Genomic DNA, 22,036 nt, shown 5'->3' with positions numbered 1-22,036 from the left:
AAACATGACGTGAACCCGCATCGAGAACTCGGGACGCTATGGCGCCAGTCCCTGCGAGCGAAGCCATTCGGCTGATCGGAACGGCAAGATCGACAAGGCATCGGCGCGACCGCGATGCGCTCGCTGCCGACGTGCTTTTCGATCCAGTCTTACTTTAAGGATCGCGACCGGATGCAGGATGCAGAGGAGAGCAAGCGGGCGGGGCGGCGAATGTCGCCGCCCCGCCGATCGCCATTCAGATCATCGACTTGCCGCCGGTCACCTCGTAGAGCGCGCCGGTCGTGTAGCTCGATTCGTCGCATGCCAGAAGCACGTAGGTCGCGGCGAGTTCGGCCGGCTGGCCGGGGCGGCCGAGCGGCGTGTTCGCGCCGAAATTGGCGACGTGGTCCTCGCCGAGCGTGGAGGGGATGAAAGGTGTCCAGATCGGCCCCGGCGCCACCGCGTTCACGCGAATGCCGCGCTCGGCGATCATCTCGGCGAGCCCGTTGGTGAAGTTGGCGATCGCGCCCTTCGTCGTCGCGTAGGCGAGCAGCGATGCCGAGGGGTCCGTTGCATTGACCGAGGACGAATTGACGATCGACGAGCCCGGCTTCATGCGCGGCACGGCTGCCTGGCAGAGATAGAACATCGAGTAGATGTTCGTGCGGAACGTGACGTCCCATTCTTCCGCCGAGATGTCCTCGAACTTGGCGAAGCTCGCCTGGTGCGCCGCGTTGTTGACGAGCACGTCGAGCTTGCCGAATTCCTCGATCGTGCGCTCGACGAGGGCGTTGCATTCCTCCTGTTTCTTCAGGTCGCCGGCGATGACGAGCGCCTTGCGGCCCGCCTCCTCGACGAGGCGCGCGGTCTCCTTCGCTTCCTCATGCTCGCTGTAATAGGAGATCGCGACGTCGGCACCTTCGCGCGCGAAGGCGATTGCCACGGCGCGGCCGATGCCGGAATCGGCGCCGGTCACGATCGTCGCGCAGCCTTCGAGCCGGCCGTTGCCGCGATAGGTCTTCTCGCCGTGGTCCGGGCGCGGGTCCATCTGGTCCGTCGCGCCGGGCATCGACTGCTTCTGCTTGGCGAATGGCGGGCGCGGATAGCGGTTGAGAGGGTCTTGGGGCATGAGGGTTTCTCCATGGATTTCCGGCTCAAGCCGCGGTCGATCTCTTTTGTTCCTTTCGGCGCGGGAGAAAGCGCAGCCATCTTTTTGACGCGTAGGGGAACCATGCAGAAACGGTGGTCTCGGCGGACTGCCACCTTGCGCGGCGGGGCGGGGTCTGATTCTCTTCAGATCATTCGACACTCTGATTCTTGCGCATTCGCGCGGACGCCCGGTTATCGAGGGGACAGGACATGGCGGAATCCATCACCCATCCGGAACTGGCGACGATGCGCCCGAAGCTGACGGTGCTCGGCGTCGGGGGCGGCGGCGGCAACGCGGTCAACAACATGATCACGGCCGGCCTCGAAGGGGCCGAGTTCGTGGTCGCCAATACCGACGCGCAGGCGCTTGCCGCCTCGAAGGCTCCCAACGTCATCCAGCTCGGCGCCCAGGTGACCGAAGGTCTCGGCGCGGGCGCCATCGCGGAAGTCGGCACGGCCGCCGCTGAAGAGGCGCTGGAAGAGGTGATGGACTACCTCGCCGGCACGCATATGTGCTTCGTGACGGCCGGCATGGGTGGCGGAACGGGCACGGGTGCGGCCCCCGTCATCGCCAGGGCTGCGCGGGAGGCCGGCATTCTCACTGTCGGCGTGGTGACGAAACCCTTCGGCTTCGAGGGCACGAAGCGCATGCGCATGGCCGAGGCCGGTATCGAGCGGCTGCGCGAAGCGGCCGACACCGTCATCGTCATACCCAACCAGAACCTCTTCCGCATCGCCGACGCGGCGACGACGCTCGCCGATGCCTTCGCGGCGGCGGACAAGGTGCTTTATTCGGGCGTCGCCTGCATTACCGACCTCATCGTCAAGGAAGGCCTGATCAATCTCGACTTCGCCGACGTGAAGAGCGTCATGAAGGGCATGGGCCGCGGCATGATGGGCACCGGCGAAGCGCGGGGCGAGGGCAGGGCGACGTCGGCAGCGGATGCGGCGATCGCCAATCCGCTGCTCGACGAACAGTCGATGAACGGCGCACGCGGCGTCCTCATCTCGATCTCCGGCGGCATGGACATGACGCTTTTCGAGGTGGACGAGGCAGCGACCCGCATCCGCGACGAGGTGGACGACGATACGGAAATCGTCGTCGGTGCGATCTTCGACAACGCGCTCGAAGGCACGTTCCGCGTTTCCGTCGTGGCGACGGGGCTGGATCCGGAAGCAAGCGTGCGAGAAGCTGCCGAATAGGCTCCTTATCTCCACGGATCGGGGTCGATCGGACGCCCGCTCAGAGCGGCACGACTTCCACGCGTTCTTCCGGTGCGATCGCCACCGGATTGGCGAGCGGAAGGCCGAAGGTCTCGCATTCGATCTCGAAGACGTCTCCCGGCCGGGTCGCAATTCCATCGGCGAATGACAGCGTCGCGGTGCCGAACATGTGCACATGCAGGTCGCCGGGCTGGCGAAACACCGCATATTTGAAGTGGTGATGCTCGAGGTTGGCGAGCGTGTGCGACATGTTCGCCTCGCCCGACAGGAACGGCTTTTCCCATAGCACCGCGCCGTCGCGGCGAATGCGCGAGGTGCCTGCGATGTCGTGGGGCAGCTCGCCGACCAGCAGCTCCGGCCCGAACGCGCAGGGGCGCAGCTTGGAGTGCGCGAGATAGAGATAGTTCTCGCGCTCCATGACGTGGTCGGAGAATTCGTTGGCAAGCGCAAAGCCGATGCGGCGCGGAATGCCGTCGGGATCGACGAGATAGATGCCGGCGATCTCCGGCTCCTCGCCCGCATCCTTGCCGAAGGCCGGCGATTCGAGCGGTGCGCCGGGGGCGACGAGGCAGGTGCCGTTGCCCTTGTAGAACCATTCGGGCTGCACGCCGGTCTCGCCAAACTTCGGCTTGCCGCCTTCCAGGCCCATGCGGAACATGCGCATGGAATCCGTCAGCTTTTCCGCCTTCGCTTCGCTTTCCTCGTGCGTATGCATCGCATCGCGCGTGGAGGCGGAACCGAGATGGGTGAGCCCCGTGCCCGTCACGTGGATATGCGCCGGATCGGTGTGCGAGACCGGCGCGAGAAGGCGTCCTTCGCGGGCGAGCGCTTCAAGGTCGACAGCGTCGCCGCGGCCGGCTTCCGCGACCATCGCGGCCATGTCCTTGCGAGCGTCGATCGCGCGCGTTGCAAGATCGACGATGCCCGCCGCGCCGGGCACGCGGCGTGCGGCGGCACCGGCGCCCTCCCGGACGGCGACGCCGATCGTGCCTTCCGGCGTGGAGAATTGCGAAAGAAGCATGGACCGCACCTTTTGAAAAATGGCGTTGCGAACGGTGACACGGAAGAGTTCCGCCGTTTCGAGTTCGTCAGGCCTCGTGCACGCTCGCGCGAGCCATCCTGTATTCGTTGACGACGAGATCCGTCAGTTCCTGCACCGAGGTTTCGGCCGTCGGCTTGTCGAAGACGATCTTCCCGCCTTCGACGAGATTGACCCGGTCGCACACGTCGAACACCTGGGCGTAATTGTGCGCGATGATGATGATCGCCATGTCTCCCTGTTCCCGCAGTCGCTGAATGACGTCGAGGATCTGGGCGGATTCCTTCGCGCCCATGGCGGCCGTCGGTTCGTCGAGGAGCAGGAGGTCGGACTTCTGGTAGACCGAGCGGGCCACGGCGATCGCCTGCCGCTGGCCGCCCGAAAGCTTGGAGACCTCGGCGTCGACCGATGGAATGTTCACCCCGATGCGACCGAGATGTTCGCTGGCCGCCTTTCGCATGGCCCTGTCGTTCAGGATGCCAAGGAAGCCGCCGCGCGTCGGTTCGCGTTGCAGGAACATGTTCCGGTAGACGTTGATCTCGTTGACCAGTGCCAGATCCTGATAGACGCACTCGACACCCATCTGGCGGCCGTGCGCGACGGACTTCAACGTCACTTCGCGTCCGTTCAGGAACAGCTTGCCGGATGTCGGCTGATGAAAACCGGTAAAGATCTTCATCAGCGTCGATTTGCCGGCGCCGTTGTCACCCAGGAGCCCGAGCACTTCGCCCCGGTTCAGGTGCATGCTGATGTCCTTCAGCGCCGTCACCTGCCCGAAGGACTTGGAGATGTGTTCGGCGCGTAGAACTTCCCTGCTTTGCTCCGCCATCTCTCAGAGGCCTCCGCGTTCCTTGAGCAGCGTCAGCCGCACGTTGATCACCATGGTGACGAGAATCGCCCCTCCGAGGATCATGTCGAAGGTGTAGGCGCTGACACCGAGCAGCGTGAAGCCGTCCTTCAGAATGCCGAGCACCAGCGCGCCGAGGAGGGCGCCCAGAATGGTGCCGACACCGCCGGCAAGCAGCGTGCCGCCGATCACCGCCGACGCGATCGCCGCGAACATGATCTCCGTTCCGCCGGAAAGCGGATCGATGGAGCCGATGCGGAAGGCGTCGAGGATGCCGGCGAGTCCGCCGAGCACGCTGCAAAGGACGAAGTTGCCGGTCTTGATCGTCTTCGTCTTGATGCCGACTTCGGCCGCGCCGTGCGGGTTGCCGCCTGTCGCCACCGTGTGCAGGCCCCAGCGCGTCTTCTTGAGCACGAACTGGAAGAGGAGAGCGATCACGACCGCCCATGCCATCAGCGCGAGCGCGTTCGCGCCGAAGATCCCCGTGAAGACCGCGCCCGCCTGCGGCTGGACGGGAAAGCCGCCCGAGATCGTCAGCGTGAAGCCGTTGATGAGGAAGAGCATGCCGAGCGTGGTGACGAAGGAAGGCACCTTCAGGAGCGTCGTCACGGCGCCGTTGATCAGCCCGACGACCGCGGCGGCCAGAAGGCCGAGAATCACCGCGAGCCAGACCGGCAGACCGGCCGAAACGGCGAAGAACATGACGAACGGCGTGAGCGCGTAGACCATGCCGACGGAAAGGTCGAGTTCGCCGCACACCAGCACGAAGACCTCGCCGGCGGCGATGATCGCCGTCGTTGCGGAGTATTGGACAAGGTTGCCGAGGTTGGGCCCCGAGAGGAAGGCGGAACTCGAGATCTGGAAGTAGATCACCAGCAGGATGCCGGCGATCAGAATGCTCGCCTCGCGCTGGCGCAGGAAGAAGATCCCGGCGCCCGAAAGGGGGCGCCGGGCCGGCTTGTCGCCGGTTCTCGTTTGGCCGGACGCGGTGCCGGCCGAGGTCTGATCGTTCATGATTATCGCTCAGCCGCCGATCGGTCCGGAACGCTCCACGACCTGCTGCTTCCTGGAGTTGCCCTCGAAGCGGGTCTTCGTCTTCTGGTACGGATCGACGTTGTCCTTGGTGACGAACTTCAGGCCCGTGTTGATCTTGGCCGGTCCCGTCAGCCCGCCGGACATCTTGAACATGAACATCTCCATGACCGTATAGAAGCCCTGAAGGTAAGGCTGCTGGTCGATGGTAAAATCGAGGTGGCCGTTCTTGATGCCGTCGAGCGTGTTCGGCAGCATGTCGAAGCCGCCGCCGCGTACGCCCTTCTTGTGAAGGCCGTACTTTTCCATGGTCTTCGCGACGGCCATGGTCGATCCGGCGTCGACGGCGAACATGCCCTTCAGATCGTTGTGGCCGACATAGTAGGAATCGACGCGCGAAACCTCCTCGTTGACCGTCGGGCCCGACGCGATCTGCTTGAAGTTGATCTTCTTACCGGATTCCTTGATGGCGTCCGCCGCACCGTCGAGACGGGGCTGAATGTTGAGCTGGCCTGGCGTCGCGATGAAGCCGACGACGTCGCCGGAATCAACGAGGCTGACGATGCGTTCGCCGAGCGCCTTGCCGGCGAGGTAGAGATCCTGGCCGATATAGGCGAGACGGTCGTTGCCCTTCGTGTCGGCGTTATAGGCGAAGACCGGAATGCCGGCCTTCAGGGCCCGGTCGGTCGGGGCGTTGAAGGCGTGCTGGTCGACCAGGCAGACCGCGATGCCGTCGACGTTCGCCGCGATCGCCGTGTTCATGGCGTTGACCATTTCCGAGGCGATCGACTTCTGCGAGCCCGTCCACTGGTAGTCGCAGCCGAGCAGGGCGCAGGCATCGGCGATGCCGTACTGCGTCGGCACGAAGAACGGGTTCGTCGAGACGTGGTTGACGAATGTGAACTTCCACTTCTTGTGCTTGGGGAAGTTGCCTTCACCCGCATCCTGCGCGAGCGCCGGGCTGGCGCCGAGCGCGGCGAGCGAACCCAGCGCGCCAGCGCCGAGCGCGCCCTGCATGACGGCACGTCGGCTCGCCATCATGCGGCGTTTCTGCTGATGGTCTTCGTGATCGTTGCTCATCGCGTTCTATCCTCCTTTTGCGAAAGCCCGGTATGCGAAGTCGCCGGAAACCATTCCGGCGAAAACTGATCGATCGTCGTGTGCACGTCGTGCCCGCAGCTTCGGATCGCGGATCGCGCGGCAACGCTTCCATGGAAATCGGAAACGATGTCGGCGCGGATACGACCGGCAGGCAGCATCGACGGGCGTACTAAAGCCCATCCGTGCGCGCTCGTCTGCATCGAAACCTCCTCCACGCTTTCCTCCTCGACAAACCGTCCGGCTGCCTTTCGAGCGCTTCCCGCGCTGGCCGTCCCGGACTTCTCTCCCCCTCGGAGGGTCGCCGATTTTCCGAAACGTAAATCAAAAGTATGATGATTTCAAAGCTTCGATTTTGTCGCACTACGGAAAATCAGTGGAAAATTGGTGCTGCAGCGCAAGAACTGCATGGTTCGCACCGTTTCGCAGCTATCTTGCGGCACGGGTCCGTGAGCCATATCATCATACTTTTCAGCGGTTCCTGGCAGAAAGGGCACTACGCCGGCGCATGGCGAAGCAACCGGACGAAAGACGATCCAGTCGGCGAACGATCACGGTGGCGGAGGCGCTCGCCGAACGCATTCTGACGGGGGATTATCCGCCGGGCACCGTCATCCCGCCCGAGGCCGAGCTCCTCGCCGAGTTCGGGGTAAGCCGCACGGTGCTGCGCGAGGCGTTTCAGGTGCTCGGCGCCAAGGGCATGATCCGCTCGCGTCCGCGCATCGGCACCACCGTCACCGATCCGTTGCACTGGAACTATCTCGACCGGGAAGTGCTGCGCTGGCGACAGAAGGTGGTCGAACCGCGCGTCATCATCGGCGAACTGTTCGGCCTGCGCCGCATGATCGAGCCGGCTGCCGCCGGCATGGCTGCCGAGCATATCGACGCGCAGGCGCTCGAAACGCTGCAGCACGCCGTATTCGCGATGGCGCGTGGCAATGGCGAGCGCACGCCGGAGACGACCGCCGCCGACGTCTCGTTTCACCGCATCCTGCTCATGAGCAGCGGCAACCGGCTGCTTTCGGGCTTCGGCGCCGTAATCGAGGAAGCGCTGCGCTCCTCGATCTGGATCGGATCGGATCCGGCGAACCGGTTGCCGGTGGCACTCGACCTGCATATCGCCGTCTTCGAAGCCGTGCGGGCGGGCGAGGGTGCGCGCGCCTACGAGGCGATGGCCTCGCTGCTCGACGTCACGGCCGGCATCCTCGAAAGCGCGGGCTACCCGTGCGAACTCCCGGCCTATCTGCGCGGCGGGCTGTGGCCACCGGAAAAGAGCTGATCCGCACTGCGGGACCGCAGGCTGGCCGCCCTCGGATGAATGTGCCGTAACAGATATCGTCACAAGATAACAGAATCTGTGTTGCAACGAACGTGTCCGCTTCTATGTTCAGGGTATGAAGGCGCGGATGCGAAGGCAGGAGATCATGGACGTGCTGATGGAGGCGGGAAGTGCCGGGGTCGACGATCTCGCCGCGCGCTTCCGCGTCAGCCGGATGACGGTCCATCGCGATCTCGACGAACTCGAGCAGGCCGGCTTCGTGCGCAAGGTGCGCGGTGGCGCCTCGATCCAGGCGAGTTCCAAGTTCGAAAGCGATTTCCGCTATCGCGAACGCCTTGCGATCGCGGAAAAGCGCCATATCGCGGCTGCGGCTGCCGCAAGTGTCGAACCCGGCCAGACGTTGATGCTCGACGACGGTTCGACCGTGGCGGCGATGGTCGAGCACCTCGTCGAGCGCCGGCCGCTGACCGTCGTGACGGGAAGTTTTGCCGTCATACGCGCATTCGCGGACTGCTCCGGCATCGAACTGATCGCGCTCGGCGGACGCTACAGCACGAAGTTCAACGGCTTCTTCGGGCTCGTCGCAGAGGAGGCGATCCGCTCGCTTCGCGCCGACGTCGCCTTCCTTTCCACGTCCGCGATCCTGGGGACGTCCGCCTACCATCAGGACGAAGGGGTCGTTCAGGTGAAGCGGTTGATGATGGCGGCCGCCGAAAGGCGCTGCCTGCTGGCCGACCACGCGAAGTTCGGGCGATCGGCGCTGCATTTCCTTGCCGATCTCGCCGATTTCGACACGGTTTTCACCGGCGAACCGCTCGGTCCGGCCGCCGCGACGCCGCTTGCGGCAGCCGGCATCCATCCGGAAGTGGCTTCGGCACATGGAGAAGACGGGCATGGCTGAGCGTTCGGTATGGATCGGCACGAGCTGGAAAATGAACAAGACGCTGCCCGAGGCGCTGAGCTTCGCCGAGCGGCTGAATGCGGACCTGAAGCCGCACCCGGCGATCCAGCCATTCGTCATTCCGCCCTTCACCGCCGTTCGCGAGATCAAGGCCGCGCTTGCCGATACCGGTGTGAAGGTGGGTGCGCAGACCATGCATTGGGCCGATGCGGGGGCCTGGACCGGCGAAATCTCGCCGGCGATGCTCGTCGATTGCGGCCTCGACCTCGTCGAACTCGGCCATAGCGAACGGCGCACGCATTTTGGCGAGACGGACGAGACCGTCGGCCGCAAGGTCGCCGCCGCGATCGCCCACGGCCTCGCTCCGCTCGTGTGCGTCGGCGAGACGATGGACGAACGCGAAGCGGGCCGGGCCGACGCCGTGCTTTGCGAACAGGTACGCGGCGCGCTTGCCCATCTCGACAGCAAGGCTGTGAATTCGCCGATCCTCTTTGCCTACGAGCCGGTCTGGGCGATCGGCGAGGGCGGCGTTCCGGCTTCGCCCGACTACGCCGAGGAGCGCCATGCGAAGATCGCCACGCAGACGCGCGAACTGCTTCCGGACGGCGCGCCGGTGCTTTACGGCGGCAGCGTCAATCCGGGCAATTGCGAGGACCTGATCCGGCGCGAGACGATCGACGGGCTCTTCATCGGCCGTTCCGCCTGGCAGGCCGAAGGCTATCTCGGCATCCTTTCCCAATGCGCCGCCGCGCTCGATGCGACGGCGTGAACCAAGCGCCAAACCCTTTCAGACGGAGTGACACCATCATGGGCAAGAAAGTCGTCATCGGAACGGACCATCTCGGTCTCGAAATGAAGAACGCGCTCGTCGAGCACCTGCGCGGCAAGGGCCACGAGGTCGAGGACATCGGCGTGCACGAGGACCAGCCGGTCGACTACCCCGACATCGCCCTCGAACTGGCCGAGCGGATCGCCCGCGGCGAGCACGAGCGCGGCATCCTGATCTGCGGCACCGGCCTCGGCATGGCGATCACCGCCAACAAGGTGCCGGGCGTGCGCGCGGCGAGCGTCTCGGACCCCTATGCCGCCGAACGCGCGATCGCCTCGAACAACGCGCAAGTCATCACCATGGGCGCGCTGAACACCGGGCCGAACGTCGCGAAGATGCTCGCGGACATCTGGCTTTCCAACGAGTTCCAGGGCGGCGGTTCGGCCCGAAAGGTCGATAAGATGAACGAGATCGACGCCCGATATCGCGAGCAGCGCACCTCCTGAACGAGCCGTATTCGCGAGACGTGAAGCGGTCGCCGTCACGCGGGTGATGGCGACCCTTTGCGCTCGGCGCTTCCGACAGCCGAACATGTGGACGTCTCCCGCAGAAACGCGCGCGGCACGCATTGACAACGCGACCCGTTTCTGAAAATTTTTCGCTTAACTGATATAATTATCATCGTCGGGAGGAGGCGATCATGCGCGGGGCGTCTGCTCCAATGCGTCCACGCCGCGAGGCACCTGCCTTCGGCTCTGTCTGCGGCGCGCGCCGGGACCGCGAGCGATGAAGGACGTGATCATCGGCATCGACGCCGGCACCTCCGTCATCAAGTCTGTCGCCTTCGACACGAACGGCGTGCAGCTCGCCATGGCGTCCATGCCCAATGTCTACGACACGTTGGAAGGCGGCGGTGTCGAGCAGGACATGAACCTCACCTGGCGCAAGACGGCCGAAACGCTGCGCGCGCTCGGTGGCAAGGTTTCCGGTCTTGCCGAGCGTACGGCCGGCATCGCGGTGACGGGGCAGGGCGACGGAACGTGGCTCGTCGGGCGCGACGGCGAACCCGTCGGCGGGGGGCTGCTGTGGCTCGATGCGCGCGCCGGCGAGATCGTTCGTGCCGCACGGCAAGACCCTGCCGATCGGCGCCGCTACGAACTGACGGGAACCGGGCTCAACGCCTGCCAGCAGGGCGGCCAGCTTCAATGGCTGCGTCGAGCCGAGCCGGAGCGCATCGAAGCGGCCGCCGCGGCGTTCCACTGCAAGGACTGGCTTTATCACAAGCTGACGGGACGGATCGCGACCGACCCCAGCGAGGGGACGCTGACCTTCGGCGACTACCGCACGCTTACCTATAGCGACGAGGTCGTTTCGCTGCTCGGGCTTGACGACGAGCGGCGGCTGATGCCGGAGATCGTGAACGGGCTCGAACGCCACGATGCGCTCGGCGCCGATGCAGCCGGGCAAACGGGGCTTCTCGCGGGCACGCCCGTGGTGCTCGGCTATATCGATATCGTCTGCACCGCGCTCGGCGCCGGCCTCTACGACCGGACGGCCGATGTCGGCTGTTCGATCGTCGGTTCGACGGGCATGCACATGCGCCTTGCCCGCAGCGTCGAGGCGGTGACGCTCGACGAGCGCGCCTCCGGCTATACGATCGCCATGCCGGTGCCTGGAACCTATGCGCAGCTTCAGTCCAACATGGCTGCCACGCTCAACATCGACTGGGTGCTGCGCCTTGCCCGCGATGTCCTTTCGATTGCCGGCAGCGAACCCGGGCATGGAGAACTGATGCGCGCGCTCGATCGCTGGGTGACGACCGCCGAGCCGGGGACGGCACTCTACCAGCCCTATATCTCGGAGGCCGGCGAGCGTGGCCCCTTCGTCGATGCGGCGGCGCGGGCGGGCTTCGTCGGCCTTTCCACCCGCCACGGCTTCGCCGATCTCGCGCGCGCGGTCGTCGAGGGGCTCGCGTTCGCCGGTCGCGACTGCTACGCGGCGATGGGCGAACTGCCCGAGGAGATCCGGCTGACCGGCGGGGCGGCGCGCAGCCCGTCGCTGCGGCGCGTGTTCGGCGCTGCGACGCACGCGCGCATGCGCACCGGTTCGAGGCAGGAGGCGGGCGCGGCCGGTGCGGCCATGATCGCGGCCGTCAGGCTCGGCGTCTATCCTTCAATGGAGGCGTGCTGCGACGCATGGGTGACGCCGCTTCTCGGCGAGGCGGAACCCTGCGACGAGACGCTCGCACGGACATATGACCGGCTCTTCCCCGCCTTCGTCGAAGCGCACCAAGTGCTGCGGCCCGTCTGGCGCTCGATGGCCGGACGCGGCACGGCGAACGGGCAGGGCGCGTGAGAATGGAGACACTCTTTTGAGCGAGAATGACAACATCTTCGATCTGCTCGTCATCGGCGGCGGCGTGAACGGCGCCGGCATCGCCCGTGATGCTTCCGGTCGCGGGCTTTCGGTTCTGCTTTGCGAAAAGGGGGATCTCGCGGAAGCGACGAGCTCGCGTTCCGGCAAGCTCGTCCATGGCGGGCTGCGCTATCTCGAATACTACGAGTTCCGGCTGGTACGCGAAGCACTGATCGAGCGCGAGGTGCTGATGGCATCGGCCCCGCACATCATCTGGCCGATGCGCTTCGTACTGCCGCACAGTCCGCAGGACCGCCCGGCCTGGCTCGTGCGTCTCGGGCTCTTCCTCTACGACCATCTGGGCGGGCGAAAGAAGCTGCCCGGCACGCGCACGCTCGACCTGCGCACCGCTCCCGAAGGGGCGCCGGTGCGCGACGCGTTCACCCGCGCCTTCGAATATTCCGACTGCTGGGTCGACGATGCGCGCCTCGTGGTGCTGAACGCGATGGACGCGCGCGACCACGGCGCCGAGGTGTGCGTGCGCACCGAATGCGTTTCCGCACGGCGCGAGGGTAATCTCTGGCACGCGACGCTGAAGGACACGCGCACGGGCGAGGAACGGCGCGTGCGGGCGCGCGGCCTCGTCAACGCGGCCGGCCCCTGGGTCAATTCGGTGATCGGCACGGTGGCCGGCGGCAATTCGCAACGCCATGTGCGCATGGTCAAGGGCAGCCACATCGTCGTGCCGAAGTTCTGGCAGGGCGAGCACGCCTATCTCATCCAGAACACCGATCGCCGGGTGATCTTCGTGAACCCCTACGAGGGCGACAAGGCGCTGATCGGCACGACCGACATCGCCTACGAAGGCAAGCCGGAAGACGTGAAGGCCGACGAAAGCGAGATCGAATACCTGCTGAAGGCGATCGGCCGCTACTTTAAGCATACCGTGCGGCGCGAGGACGTCCTTCACACCTTTTCCGGCGTGCGCCCGCTTTACGACGACGACAACGAGAACCCGAGCGCGGTGACGCGGGACTACATCTTCGACGTCGACGGCCGCGACGGCGAAGCGCCGCTGCTTTCGGTCTTCGGCGGCAAGATCACCACGTTCCGCCGCCTTTCCGAGCATGCGCTGGAAAAGCTGCAACCCTTCTATCCGAAGATGAAGAAGGCATGGACCCGGGAGGGGCACCTGCCGGGCGGCGATATGGCCGACGGCGATTTCGAGCAGTTCCTCGCCGACTGCCGGAGACGCTACCCGTTCCTGCCCGCCCGTCTCGCCAAGCATTACGCCCGGCTCTACGGCACGAGGATCCACGAACTCCTGCGCGGTGTCGCGAGCCTCGACGCGCTCGGCGAGCGCTTCTGCGAGACGTTCTACGCCTGCGAGGCGGAATTCGTCATGCGCACGGAATGGGCTTCGACCGCCGAAGACGTGGTCGAGCGGCGGACCAAGCACGCCCGCCACATGAACGCCGACGAGATGGAACGGTTTCGCGCCTGGTTCGAGCAACGTGCCGTCGAGGCGGCGTAAGCAGAGGGGAGGAAGGGATGGCCTTTACGCTGTCAGTGAACACCAACCCGCTCGTCAATCGCTTCGCCGAGCCGGACGATCTGATCGACACGATCGCGCACGACATCGGCCTGCGCGACGTCCAGCTCACGCACGAATTCGTCAATCCGGCATGGCCGGCCGCGACGATCCGCCGATACGTGCGTGCTTTCAACGAAGCGACGGCGCGCACCGGCGTACGCATCACCTCCGGCATGACCGGCCCATACGGTCGCCTCAACCATTTCGGCCATCCGGACCCCGAAGTGCGCCGCTACTACGTCGACTGGTTCCGCGCCTTCGCCGATATCTCCGCCGATCTCGGCGCCACCGGCATGGGAACGCAGTTCGCGATCTTCACGCTGAAGGATTTCGACGACGAGGCGCGACGCGAGGAGCTGATACGGATCGCGATCGATTGCTGGGGCGAGGTCGCGGAGCAGGCGAAGGCGGCCGGTCTCGACTACCTCTTCTGGGAACCGATGTCGGTCGGTCGCGAATTCGGCCATACGATCGAAAGCTGTCGCGCGCTTCAGGACCGGCTGGACGCGGCCGGCTTCGCGGTTCCCATGCGCATGATGGTCGACATCGACCATGGCGACGTCGCCTCCGCAAATCCCGACGACGTCGATCCGTATGCCTGGGCCGAAGCCTTTCCGCCGCGCTCGCCGATCATCCACGTCAAGCAGTCGTCGATGAACAAGGGCGGCCACTGGCCCTTCACCGAACGGTATAACGCTGAGGGTCGCGTCCAGCCGGAGAAGCTGCTGGATGCGGTCCGTACCGGCGGCGGAACGGACAACGAGATCTGCCTCGAACTCTCCTTTCGCGAACGCGAACCGAGCGACCGTGCGGTCGTCGGCGCGCTGGCGGAATCCGTCCGGTTCTGGGCGCCGTATGTCGATACCGGCGCGGGGACGCTTCGCTGAACGCAATTTTTGCGCGTGAGGCCATGTGGGCAATTGACAACCATCTGCTGTTGTGAAAATTTTTTAAGCGGATGATATAAATATCATTCGGGAGGAGTACGCATGAAAGGCAACGGGGTCGCACCGCGCGACGAGACGTCCAGCATGGCGACGCGCGCCGCCTGGCTGCACTACGCGGGCGGGCTGACCCAGGCGCAGGTTGCCAAGCGTCTCGGCCTTTCGAGCCTGAAGGCGCACCGCCTGATCACGCGGGCGAACCAGGAAGGCTCCGTCAAGGTCTTCATCGATGGCGAAGTCAGCGAATGCGTTGAACTCGAGCAGCGGCTCGTCGACGCGTTCGGGCTCGAAACATGCCAGGTCGTGCCGGAGATCGACGAGCCGGAACTGCCGCTGCGCTCGCTCGGCATTGCCGGTGCCCAGTTCCTGAGGCGTGAAATCGAACGGGGAGAGGGCACGCTGATCGGCGTCGGTCACGGCCGCACGCTCGCGGCGAGCGTCGAGCACCTGCCGCAGGTTTCCGCCGACAATGTGCGGTTCGTCTCCCTCTTCGGCGGCCTCACGCGCAAGTTCGCGGCGAGCCCGCACGACGTTATCTACCGGCTGACGGAACGCACGCACGCGCAGGCCTATGTGATGCCGGTGCCCTTCTTCGCCAATACGGTGGAGGACCGGCGCATCCTGCTCGGCCAGCGGGGCGTCAGCGACGTGCTCGAACTCGCGCGCTCCGCCGACCTCATGTTCGTGAGCGTCGGCACGGCCGAGCGCGAAGCCTCGCTCGTGATGACGGGTCAGATCGAGCCGGAGGAGATCGACGAGGTCAAGCGCGACGGCGGCGTCGGCGAACTGCTCGGTCACTTCTTCGACAGGGATGGAAACCCGGTCGAAACGGCGCTTTCCGAGCGCATTCTGGCGCTCGGCCGGGCCGAACTCGCCAACCGGCGCATCGTCGCCGTGGCAGGCGGCACGGTGAAGATGGACGCGATCCGTTCCGTTCTCGCAAGCGGCTACCTGACCGGCCTCATCACCGACGAGAACACGGCGCGCACGCTGACAGAGGCGTCAGCGCGATGAACCGGGTTCCCGTCATGTCCGCAACGGAGCATTCCGCATGAGCACAATCTCCGAAGCACCCCGCGGCCGCCGTCGCCGGTTTTCCGTTCGCACGATCGTCGTCGCGCTCGTCGTGGTCGTGGTGATCGTCGCGATGGCGCTCGATACGACCGTCGTGCGCGTAGGGTCCAAGCGCGACCAGAGCAATGCCGGCTTCCAGGCCGCGGCCTTCGGCACCGAGAACTTCCCGAAGATCAAGGATTACATCGTCAAGAACGCGGTCCAGGCGCCGGAACTCGCCAAGGCGGTGCTTTCCGATCAGCAGGCGGCGGCGAAGAAATACGGCGTTCAGGGCACCATCGGTGCCGAGATCCCGGTGACGTTCACGGGCACGGTCGGCGAAGGCAAGTCGGGGATCTACTCGGTCAGGGTGCCGAACGTGCCGGACGAAATCACCATCCGGGTCCAGACGGGTCCCGCCGTCAACGGCACCGATCTGCGCGATGCGACCGGCAACATCGCCTTCGGCCAGTTCAAGAACCAGATCGAGTACCAGAACGCCGGCGCGGCGCTCAACAACGCCATGAAGCAGAGCGTGCTCGCGAACATCGATACCGCGAACCTGACCGGCAAGACGATCTCGGTGACCGGCGTTTTCAACCTGATCAATCCGAAGAACTGGCTCGTCACGCCGGTCGAAATGAGCGTCCAGTGAACCCGCGGCCCGACATCGAGCGGCGCGGCGGCGAAACGGTGCTGGCCGCACGCGGCATCACCAAGAACTACGGCGGCATCCGCGCGCTGAAGGGCGTCGATTTCGAGGTGCGTCGCGGCGAGGTGACGACGCTCTTCGGCGAGAACGGCGCCGGCAAGTCGACGCTGATGAAGATCCTTTCCGGCGTGGAACGGCCGAGTTCCGGCACGATCGAGGTCGACGGCGAGCCGGTGAGCTTTGCTTCCTCCGTGGAAGCGCAGGCGCGCGGCATCGCCATCATCCATCAGGAACTCTCGCTCGCACCCAACATGAACGTGCGCGACAACGTCTTCATGGGTCGCGAGCTCACGAATGCCGGCGGCGTGGACTATGCCGAGGAGGCACGCCAGACCGAGCGTCTCATGAAGGAGCTCGAAGAGGACATCGATCCGCTGACGCCGCTCCACGACCTGCGCCTCGGCCAGCAGCAGATCGTCGAGATCGCCCGGGCGCTGTCGATCGACGCGCGCATCCTCATCATGGACGAGCCGACCTCCGCACTGAGCGCGAGCGAGGTGGAGGTGCTCTTCAAGGTGATCCGCGACCTGACCGCGCGCGGCGTGTCGATCGTCTACATCTCCCACCACCTCGAAGAAGCGCTCGAGATCACCGACTACGCGGTCGTGCTTCGCGACGGCACCATGACCGCAAACGCGCCGGCCGCCGAGATCGATCTCGAATGGATCGTGCGCAACATGGTCGGCGAGAACTACGACCTCGGCTCGCCGCCTGCGGGCTACGAATTCGGCCAGACGTTGCTTTCGATCGAGGATGTGAGCGTGCCGGATGCGAGCATTGCCGGACGGCGCGTCGTCGACCGTCTCTCGCTCGACCTTCGCGCCGGGGAGATCGTCTGCATCTACGGGCTCATGGGGGCGGGGCGCACGGAACTGCTCGAAGCCGTCGCCGGGCGGGTCGCCATGAATGGCGGGCGCGTTCGCCTCTACGGCGAGGACCTGAAGGGCTGCACGATCGCCGAGCGGATCGCCCGCGGCCTCGTCCTGGTGCCGGAAGACCGCCAGCGCGACGGGCTCGTGCAGACGATGACGGTCGGCCGCAACCTTTCGCTCGCCAGCATCAGCGCCTTCGTGCGCGGTATCTTCCTGTCGCGCGATCGCGAGGCCGAGATCGTCGATCACGCGATCGAGGACGTGCAGGTCAAGACCGAGGGCGGCAACGCGCCGATCGGTTCGCTTTCGGGCGGCAACCAGCAGAAGGTCGTCATCGGCAAGATGATGACGACGCAGCCGAGCGTCATGCTGCTCGACGAGCCGAGCCGCGGCATCGACATCGGCGCCAAGGCGGAGGTCTTCCGCCTCCTGAGCGAACGCGCGCGCGAAGGGCTCGGCGTCATCTACTCGACCTCGGAAGTCGGCGAATGCTTCGCCGTGGCGCATCGCATCGTCGTCATGAGCCGCGGCCGCATCGCCGCCGAGTTCGGCCCCGACGTTTCCAAGGAAGACATCATGGCCGCCTCCGGCGAGCACGAAGCGGCGGCCTGAGGCGAGGGACGGAGCATTCCAATGGCGCACACACGCACGGAACGAAAAGGGGCGAAGGGCGGCAGCCGCCGGCGCATGGGCTTCGGCGAACTCCTTCTCGAAGGCCGCGCCTTCTTCGCGCTGATCGTCATCATCGTCGTCTTTTCCATCCTCTCGCCGAACTACTTCTCGGCGGAGAACTTCCTGACGATGGCCTCGCACGTGGCCATCTTCGGCATTCTCGGCATGGGCATGCTGCTCGTCATCCTCAATGGCGGCATCGACCTTTCGGTCGGCTCCACGCTCGGCCTGTCCGGCGTCGTCGCCGGCTTCCTGATGCACGGCGCCACGCTCGACGTCTTCGGCGTCATCCTCTATCCGCCGGTCTGGGTCGTGGCGATCCTGACGTGCTGCGTCGGTGCCTTCGTCGGCCTCGTCAACGGAACGCTCGTGGCGCGCTTCAAGGTGCCGCCCTTCGTTGCCACGCTCGGCATGCTTTATGCAGTGCGCGGCGTGGCGCTGCTGATGACGGGCGGCCTGACCTACAACAATCTCGGCGGCAGTCCCGAACTCGGCAATACCGGCTTCGACTGGCTCGGCTTCAACCGGCTCTTCGGCATTCCCGTCGGCGTCCTGATCATGGTGGCGATCGCCATCATCGGCATCGTGCTCCTGAACCGGACCGTCTTCGGGCGCTGGCTCTATGCGTCGGGCGGCAACGAGCGGGCGGCCGAGCTTTCCGGCGTGCCGACGAAGCGCGTACAGATCACCGTCTACATCCTCTCGGGCATCTGCGCCTCGATCGCCGGCCTCGTGCTCACCTCCGAACTGACCTCGGCAGGGCCGACGGCCGGCAACACCTACGAACTGACGGCGATCGCGACCGTCGTCATCGGCGGTGCCGCGCTGACGGGCGGGCGCGGCAACATTCGCGGCACGCTGCTCGGTGCCTTCGTCATCGGCTTCCTGTCGGACGGCCTCGTGATCACCGGCGTCTCCGCCTACTGGCAGATGGTCTTCACCGGCGCGGTGATCGTCTTTGCCGTGCTCCTCAATTCCTTCGAATATGGCGGGCGCGGCAGGCGCAAGGCGCCGCCTTCGGAGGCCACCCCTTCCTCGGGTTCGGGAACGGCGACCGGAAAGGCCGCCGCCCGACGCGAGAAGACGGCCGGCTGACCGGCCCGACCACCACCCCAAAGGGAGAGAGAAAGAATGTTCAAGAGGCGTACAGTTCTCGGCCTTGCCGCGGCCGCATCCATGGCCATGGTCTTTGCCGGCCCGGCGAGCGCACAGTCGGACTCCGGTTCGAAGTCAGACGGGAGCAGCGGCGGAAAGGGCCTGATGACGATTATCGTCAACGACCCGTCGAACCCGTACTGGAAGACCGAAGGCGACGTGGCCGCGCAGGCCGCCAAGGATCTCGGCTATTCCGTCAATGTCGGTGCGCACAAGGGCGACACCAATACCGAAAGCCGTCTCATCGACACGGCGATCACCAACAACTCCAAGGCGATCATCCTCGATCCGGCCAATGCCGACGGCTCCGTCGGCGCGGTGAAGAAGGCCGTCCAGGCGAACATTCCGGTGATCCTCGTCAACGCCGAGATCAACCAGGAAGGCATCGCCAAGGCGCAGCTCGTTTCCAACAACGCGCAAGGGGCCGCCCTCGGTGCCCAGCAGTGGGTGCAAATGGCCGGCGACAAGGGCAACTTTGTCGAACTGACGGGCGCGCCCTCTGACAACAACGCGGCGACGCGTTCGAACGGCTACAACACCGTGCTCAGCCAGTATCCGGACCTCAAGAAGGTCGGCTCGCAGGTCGCAAACTGGGACCGTACCCAGGGCCACGACAAGATGCAGGGCATGCTCCAGGCGAACCCGAACATCATGGGCGTCATCAGCGGCAACGACGAGATGGCGCTCGGCGCGATCGCCGCGCTGAAGGAAGCGAACAAGCTGAAGGGCGTCACGGTCGGCGGCTTCGACGGTTCGCCGGCCGCCATCGACGCGCTGAAGAGCGGCGAACTCGCCTATACGGTCCTGCAGCCGGTCGCCGTCTTTTCCAAGAAGGCCGTGCAGGAAGCCGACAGCCTGATCCGCACCGGCAAGACCGGCGCCGACACGGAGAAGCAGCTCTTCAACTGCATCCTCGTCACGCAGGACATGGCCGACCAGTTCGTCGCGCCGTTCACGCTGAAGAGCATGCAGTAAGGTAGAACCGGCGTTCCCGGCGGGCGACCCCGTCATCCGCCGGGAACGCGTCTTCGCCATGCCGTGAGGGCAGGGTGCGGACGTCTTGGCGATGATGCCGAGCGGGGCTACGGTGATGCCGATCATTCCGATCGAGGAACACCCGATGGCCAATATCAAGCAGCCCGCCTTCCTCTTCGATCTCGACGGTACGCTGATCGACAGCGTCTACCAGCATGTGCTTTCCTGGCAGGAAGCGCTCGAGGAAGCCGGCATTTCCCTTTCCGTCTGGCGCATCCATCGCCGCATCGGCATGAGCGGCGGGCTCTTCATGAACGCGCTCCTGCGCGAGACCGGCCGTGAGATCAGTCCCGAACGCGTCGAGGAACTGCAGCGAGGCCACGCCGAGGCATATGCGCGCCGGTCCGCAAAGATCGGCCCGCTGCCGGGGGCATGCGAGCTTCTGGAACGGCTGAGCGAGATGGGCGTGCCGTGGGCGATCGCGACCAGCGGACGGATGGAAACCGCCGGAACGCCGCTCAGGAACCTCGGCGTCGATCCGCAGAAGACCGTCGTCGTGACGCGGGATCAGGTGAGATACGCCAAGCCCGATCCGGACCTCTTCATCGAGGCGGCCGAACGGCTCGGCGTCGACGTCAGCGAGACGCTCGTGGTCGGCGACAGCATCTGGGACATGCTGGCCGCCCGCCGCGCACGTGCCCTCGGCATCGGCCTGCTTTCGGGCGGTTACGGAGAGGACGAGCTCGAACGCGGCGGTGCCTTCCGGGTCTACGAGGACCCGGCCGACCTCCTCGAGCGTATCGACGAGGTCGGCGTCAGGCAGTGATCGTCGAGCCGCCGCGATGAAAGTCTCTAGAAGAGGCGCTCGCGCACGGTGATCGTGTCGCCCGGCCGGATCGGCTCGGTCGGCAGGATGCGGCCCGTCAGGGACTTGCCGTTCAACCGGCGCGTCACCTCGACCGTCTTTTCGTAGGCGCGCGCAGAGAAGCCGCCGGCGGCCGCGACGGCCTGTTGCGCGGTCATGCCGGGCACGTAGCTGTACTGGCCGCCCTGGCTGACCTCGCCCATGATGAAGATCGAGCGATACCGGTCCATCTGGACCGAGACGTCCGGGTCGCGAACATAGCCGTTGGCAAGCTTGCCGGCGATCGTCCGTTCGAGGTTTGCAAGCGTCTTGCCGCGCGCCGGCACCGCGCCGATCAGCGGAACGGAGATGTAGCCGGCCGGATCGACATTGTAGGTTCCGGTCAGCCCGGACTGGTCGAATACGGTGACGCGGACCTGGTCGCCCGAATCGAGATGGTAGGGCTGGACGCTGCCGGTCGGGAACGGGTCCAGCGGCGGCTTTTCGCTCTGGCATGCGACGAGGGGCGCGCAGGCGAGCGCGGCGACGCAAAGTCTCCGAAAACGCGAATACAACATGGTCTCGGACTTTCCTTCCGGAGCCTTCGATGCAGACGGTTTTCGTCGAATACGATTAAAACGCCGTAAATCGGCGCGGGGTTGCCGGAGCACGAGTGAGAAAGGTGTGATAGAAATCGGTTTGATCATTCGATTGGATGATCCTAGAGCGGGATGATTTTAGCATCGGGCATAGCCTGCGTTGATGAGATAGTTTGAACATTCGCGATCGGTGACGGTCTTGAGGATTTCTCCGATCGCGCTGCAGATGGTGTCGCGCGTTCTCGGTCCGGCCTTGCGCAGGTGGTGCTTGAGTTTGGCGAAGAACTGCTCGATCGGATTGAGGTCGGGCGAGTATTTCGGCAGGAACAGGAGCTTTGCGCCGACGGCTCTGATCGCGGCGCGCACAGCCCTGCTTTTATGGCTTCCAAGATTGTCGAGCACGACGACATCGCCGGGCTTCAGGGTTGGGATCAGAACCTCTTCGACGTAAAGACGGAACGTTTCGCCGTTGATCGGTCCGTCGATCAGCCATGGCGCCTCGATCCGGTCGTTTCGAAGGGCGGCAATGAAGGTCGAGGTGTTCCAGTGCCCGAACGGTGCTTTTCCGAAGAGACGCTGACCGACCGGAGCCCAACCGTAAAGCGGGGCCATGTTCGTCTTCGTCCAGGTTTCGTCCATGAAGACGAGACGGCCAGGGTCGACCCGGTCTTGGTACTTGATCCATTGGCTGCGCCGACGCGCAACGTCCGGGCGGTCCTGCTCGATGGCGATCAACGTCTTTTTTTATGCGACAGCTTCTCGTCATGCACGAACTGCCAGACCGAGCGGTAATCGACCTTCAGCCCACGTTCGCTGGCGAGCTCGGCGACCAGACCGCGAAGCGTGAAGGGCTTGTCTCGGCATCGTTCGCGCAGCCAGTCGGCATGTTCTTCGCGGATCGTGCGCGGTTTGTAGCCGCCGATCTGACTGGGAGCGACAGTGCC

20 protein-coding genes and 1 pseudogene are annotated in these 22,036 nt (G+C 65.2%); 14 read left to right on the top strand and 7 right to left on the bottom strand.

From position 1 onward, the window contains the following. Positions 1–235: 235 nt before the first annotated feature. Positions 236–1,108 carry an SDR family oxidoreductase gene (locus FJU11_RS15870; protein WP_141168059.1) on the bottom strand — a complete coding sequence of 291 codons (873 nt, stop codon included), beginning with the start codon at positions 1,106–1,108 and terminating at the stop codon, positions 236–238. Between the two features lie 230 nt (positions 1,109–1,338). Here FJU11_RS15870 and ftsZ point away from each other — a divergent pair, with 230 nt between their 5' ends. After that, a complete protein-coding gene (gene ftsZ / locus FJU11_RS15865) occupies positions 1,339–2,331 on the top strand; it encodes a cell division protein FtsZ (RefSeq protein WP_141168058.1) in 993 nt (330 codons plus the stop codon). A 40-nt stretch (positions 2,332–2,371) separates the two neighbouring features. On the opposite strand, the gene araD1 is transcribed toward ftsZ, so the two are convergent. From araD1 to FJU11_RS15845, 4 genes are all read right to left on the bottom strand, one after another. Beyond that, positions 2,372–3,373, bottom strand: a complete 1,002-nt coding sequence (gene araD1 / locus FJU11_RS15860) for an AraD1 family protein (protein ID WP_141168057.1) — start codon at positions 3,371–3,373, stop codon at positions 2,372–2,374. 67 nt (positions 3,374–3,440) lie between these two features. Next, positions 3,441–4,220 (bottom strand): ATP-binding cassette domain-containing protein, encoded by a 780-nt coding sequence (locus FJU11_RS15855; protein WP_141168056.1) that lies wholly within the window; start codon positions 4,218–4,220, stop codon positions 3,441–3,443. A 3-nt stretch (positions 4,221–4,223) separates the two neighbouring features. Continuing rightward, positions 4,224–5,252 (bottom strand): ABC transporter permease, encoded by a 1,029-nt coding sequence (locus FJU11_RS15850; protein ID WP_141168055.1) that lies wholly within the window; start codon positions 5,250–5,252, stop codon positions 4,224–4,226. A gap of 9 nt (positions 5,253–5,261) precedes the next feature. Continuing rightward, positions 5,262–6,350, bottom strand: a complete 1,089-nt coding sequence (locus FJU11_RS15845; RefSeq protein WP_141168054.1) for a sugar ABC transporter substrate-binding protein — start codon at positions 6,348–6,350, stop codon at positions 5,262–5,264. A 574-nt stretch (positions 6,351–6,924) separates the two neighbouring features. Between FJU11_RS15845 and FJU11_RS15840 the strand changes: the two genes are divergently transcribed. The 13 genes from FJU11_RS15840 to FJU11_RS15780 all read left to right on the top strand — a co-directional run bounded on the left by FJU11_RS15840 (position 6,925) and on the right by FJU11_RS15780 (position 20,475). Then, positions 6,925–7,647: a FadR/GntR family transcriptional regulator gene (locus FJU11_RS15840; protein WP_181408217.1), complete on the top strand. Its 723-nt coding sequence runs from the start codon at positions 6,925–6,927 to the stop codon at positions 7,645–7,647. Between the two features lie 115 nt (positions 7,648–7,762). After that, a complete protein-coding gene (locus FJU11_RS15835; RefSeq protein ID WP_141168052.1) occupies positions 7,763–8,548 on the top strand; it encodes a DeoR/GlpR family DNA-binding transcription regulator in 786 nt (261 codons plus the stop codon). Beyond that, on the top strand, positions 8,541–9,317 hold the full coding sequence (locus FJU11_RS15830) for a triose-phosphate isomerase (RefSeq protein ID WP_141168051.1): 777 nt from the start codon (positions 8,541–8,543) through the stop codon (positions 9,315–9,317). Before FJU11_RS15835 ends, FJU11_RS15830 begins: the two co-directional genes overlap by 8 nt. 38 nt (positions 9,318–9,355) lie before the next feature. Further along, positions 9,356–9,823: a ribose 5-phosphate isomerase B gene (rpiB, locus tag FJU11_RS15825; protein ID WP_141168050.1), complete on the top strand. Its 468-nt coding sequence runs from the start codon at positions 9,356–9,358 to the stop codon at positions 9,821–9,823. A gap of 280 nt (positions 9,824–10,103) precedes the next feature. Then, the gene (locus tag FJU11_RS15820; protein ID WP_141168049.1) at positions 10,104–11,672 is read left to right on the top strand and encodes an FGGY-family carbohydrate kinase; all 1,569 of its coding nucleotides are present in this window, start codon (positions 10,104–10,106) and stop codon (positions 11,670–11,672) included. A 16-nt stretch (positions 11,673–11,688) separates the two neighbouring features. Next, the gene (locus tag FJU11_RS15815; protein WP_235891070.1) at positions 11,689–13,206 is read left to right on the top strand and encodes a glycerol-3-phosphate dehydrogenase; all 1,518 of its coding nucleotides are present in this window, start codon (positions 11,689–11,691) and stop codon (positions 13,204–13,206) included. 17 nt (positions 13,207–13,223) lie between these two features. Next, entirely contained in the window at positions 13,224–14,153 is a 930-nt protein-coding gene (locus tag FJU11_RS15810) for a sugar phosphate isomerase/epimerase family protein (protein ID WP_141168047.1), read from the top strand. 102 nt (positions 14,154–14,255) lie between these two features. Next, a complete protein-coding gene (locus tag FJU11_RS15805) occupies positions 14,256–15,224 on the top strand; it encodes a sugar-binding transcriptional regulator (RefSeq protein WP_141168046.1) in 969 nt (322 codons plus the stop codon). A gap of 37 nt (positions 15,225–15,261) precedes the next feature. Beyond that, entirely contained in the window at positions 15,262–15,918 is a 657-nt protein-coding gene (locus tag FJU11_RS15800; protein ID WP_141168045.1) for a DUF2291 family protein, read from the top strand. Further along, complete coding sequence (locus FJU11_RS15795) at positions 15,915–17,459, top strand: sugar ABC transporter ATP-binding protein (protein ID WP_141168044.1); 1,545 nt, start codon at positions 15,915–15,917, stop codon at positions 17,457–17,459. The genes FJU11_RS15800 and FJU11_RS15795 overlap by 4 nt, the downstream gene beginning before the upstream one ends. A 75-nt stretch (positions 17,460–17,534) precedes the next feature. Then, complete coding sequence (locus tag FJU11_RS15790; protein WP_328591734.1) at positions 17,535–18,614, top strand: ABC transporter permease; 1,080 nt, start codon at positions 17,535–17,537, stop codon at positions 18,612–18,614. A 36-nt stretch (positions 18,615–18,650) separates the two neighbouring features. Next, positions 18,651–19,649 (top strand): D-ribose ABC transporter substrate-binding protein, encoded by a 999-nt coding sequence (locus FJU11_RS15785; RefSeq protein ID WP_141168042.1) that lies wholly within the window; start codon positions 18,651–18,653, stop codon positions 19,647–19,649. A gap of 145 nt (positions 19,650–19,794) precedes the next feature. Further along, positions 19,795–20,475, top strand: coding sequence for an HAD family hydrolase (locus FJU11_RS15780; RefSeq protein ID WP_141168041.1), 681 nt, complete (start codon positions 19,795–19,797; stop codon positions 20,473–20,475). A gap of 26 nt (positions 20,476–20,501) precedes the next feature. Here the strand turns inward: FJU11_RS15780 and FJU11_RS15775 are convergent, their stop codons facing one another. Continuing rightward, a complete protein-coding gene (locus FJU11_RS15775) occupies positions 20,502–21,071 on the bottom strand; it encodes a polysaccharide biosynthesis/export family protein (protein WP_141168040.1) in 570 nt (189 codons plus the stop codon). 159 nt (positions 21,072–21,230) lie between these two features. Continuing rightward, positions 21,231–22,036 (bottom strand): annotated as a pseudogene (locus FJU11_RS15770) (IS630 family transposase); the annotation flags it as partial.

Origin of the sequence: Pararhizobium mangrovi (genome assembly GCF_006516965.1) — a bacterium.
Taxonomy (GTDB): Bacteria; Pseudomonadota; Alphaproteobacteria; order Rhizobiales; family Rhizobiaceae; genus Pararhizobium_B; species Pararhizobium_B mangrovi.
The sequence above is the reverse complement of the archived record's forward strand: the minus strand, read 5'-3'. Positions and strand labels throughout refer to the sequence as shown.